General features: G+C 37.2%; 1 protein-coding gene. It reads right to left on the reverse strand.

The window, feature by feature from the left end:
• Positions 1 to 73: 73 nt before the first annotated feature.
• The gene (locus E1171_RS03095; RefSeq protein WP_155203974.1) at positions 74 to 2,146 is read right to left on the reverse strand and encodes a M13 family metallopeptidase; all 2,073 of its coding nucleotides are present in this window, start codon (positions 2,144 to 2,146) and stop codon (positions 74 to 76) included.
• Positions 2,147 to 2,605 lie beyond the last annotated feature (459 nt).

A 2,605-nucleotide genomic window follows, 5' to 3' on the forward strand; every position in this document is an offset into this window, starting at 1 on the left:
AAAAATAAAAAACCTCCTTAATTGAGATTATTAATCCAACCAGGGAGGTTTTTTGGTTAACGTCAGAAATAAATTACCAAATTTCTACACGCAAGCTATCCGGGCGATACATTTGATCTCCCTCTTTTACTTCAAAGGCTTCGTAAAATGCTTCAAAATCAGTCAAAGGTCCATTTGCTCGGAACATAGCAGGAGAATGAGGGTCAGTATTCACCTGTGTTCTCAAATACTCATCCTTAGCTTTTGAACGCCAGATGGTAGCCCATGACATAAAGAATCGCTGCTCAGGAGTTAAACCATCGATATTTTCTGGTTTTCCATGCTTATCGAAATATTTCTGTAAACCAAAGTAAGCAGCTGTAATTCCTCCCAAATCACCAATATTTTCACCCAATGTAAATTGACCGCTCACATGAGCACCCTCAACCGGCTCATAAGCATCGTATTGCTCAACCAACTGAGCAGTCCGCTTATTGAATTGAGCATAATCTTCTTCAGTCCACCAGTTTTTAAGGTTTCCAGTCTCATCAAATCGACTTCCCTGATCATCAAAACCATGTGAGATTTCATGACCAATTACTCCTCCAATTCCACCGTAATTCACGGCTGCATCTGCTTTGTAATTGTAGAAAGGAGGCTGTAGAATAGCTGCTGGGAAAACAATTTCGTTACTGGTAGGATTATAATAAGCATTTACAGTTTGCGGATTCATATGCCACTCAGCCTTGTCCACAGGTTTGCCTATTTTTTCCATATTCTCTTCATGTCTGAATTTTCTAGAATTCAATACATTCTCAATGTAGGATTTATCAGAAACCTCCAATTTTGAGTAATCTTTCCAGCTATCCGGATAACCAATTTTAACCGTTAAGAAATCTAATTTCTTCTGTGCCATCTTTTTGGTATCCTCGGACATCCACTCAAGATTCTGAATACGTTCCTTGTAAGTATCGATGATGTTTTGTACCATCTCCACCGCATTTTCTTTTGCTTCAGGAGGAAAAACCTGATCAACATACAATTGTCCTACAGCTTCACCCAAAGTACCGTTAGTAGCAGCTAAAACTCTTTTCCAACGAGCACTCATTTCTTCTTTTCCACCTAAATATTTGCCATAAAAATTGAAACTTTCAGCTACAAACTTACTATCCAGGGAACCAGCAGTACTATGAATTAAATGCCATTTTAAATAGGCCTTAATATCATCCATGGAAAATTTATTGAATACTTTTTCAACTTCCTGCATATAGGCTGGCTGACTCACAATTACTTCCTTTACCCCTTTTACACCTACCGTATTAAGGTAAGCGTTCCAATCGATAGAAGGAGTTAATTTAGAGAGATCCGAAATGCTCATTTTATTATAGATTTTATTAGGATCTCGTCTCTCCTCCTTGGTCAGCATAGACTGAGCCATCTGAGTTTCCATATCCATAATCACCTTAGCATTTGCATCTGCTGTGTTAGCAACTTCACCGGTCAATTCCAGCATTTTGATAACATGCTTCAAATATTCCGCTCTGGTTTCTTTGGACTTGTCATCAGTTTTGGTGTAGTAATCCCGATCCGGTAATCCAATTCCACCGGCTCCAATGTACAATGCATTTACATCGCTGTTTTTCAAATCGGCCATTACGAAAATTCCAAAATACGAACCGATTCCATAAACCTCCTGCTTGCCCAAATAGGCCTGCAGATCCTTCTTGTCCTTTATATCATTGATTTGCTTAAAGTAAGTCTCTAATGGACTAATACCCACCTTCTCGGCCAGGAGAGAATCCATTCCCACTTTATAAAATTCAACAGCCTTGGCCTGGTCCGAACCTTCGGTCAGGTTACCACCTTCCTCAGCACTCTTTAAAATTCCCAACACCGTATTATCGGTATTTTCACGTAATTCCATAAAAGAACCCCATCTTCCTTTATCCGAAGGAATTTCAGTTCTATCCAACCATTTTCCATTAGCAAAACGGAAAAAATCATCTGTCGGATTAACTGTAGAATCTACATTAGCCAGATCAAGTGCTTTGACCTCCACTTCTCCCTTTAGGGTCTTGGCCTTTTCACCGCTACCCGAAGTACAGGCACCAAGTAATACTGCTGATGCCACAACCGACAGTCCAGCCCTTAAACCATTTTTTTTCATTGTAAAAATTATTGTTATAAATACACTACATTAAAAAATGAATACCCAACCAATCTCCTCTATTAAAAAAGAAGTCCTTTTACTAATAAAAATTAAGATCACATTAGAAAAAATCATGCCATTAACCTGTTAAAACAGGTTTTTCTTTTCAAAAGTATGATTAAACCTTTATTTATAAGACTTCTGATAAGGAAATTGCACCTGTTTAAATCGTTTAAAATAAAAAGTCAAGTTTCATTATTTCAAGTTTAAAGTCCCGAATTTAAAATTTCTCCAACTGATGATCAAATGAATTGGGGAATATTTTATTGTTCAAAACTATATTTCCCACTGAAAACCAAAGGATTAAAAAACAAGCACAAGAAGTCCTTTATTAGTTTCATTTTAGGGTTTATCAGAAATTTAAATATTCTAAGCTAAGGCTTTTTCCAAGGAAACCTTTCTCAATTTTTTCCAAAA

Source organism: Xanthovirga aplysinae, assembly GCF_009711365.1.
GTDB lineage: Bacteria > Bacteroidota > Bacteroidia > Cytophagales > Cyclobacteriaceae > Xanthovirga > Xanthovirga aplysinae.

Excerpts from the sequence above, each read along its gene's own strand:
- E1171_RS03095 (WP_155203974.1), bottom strand. The coding sequence starts at position 2,146 with ATGAAAAAAAATGGTTTAAGGGCTGGACTGTCGGTTGTGGCATCAGCA.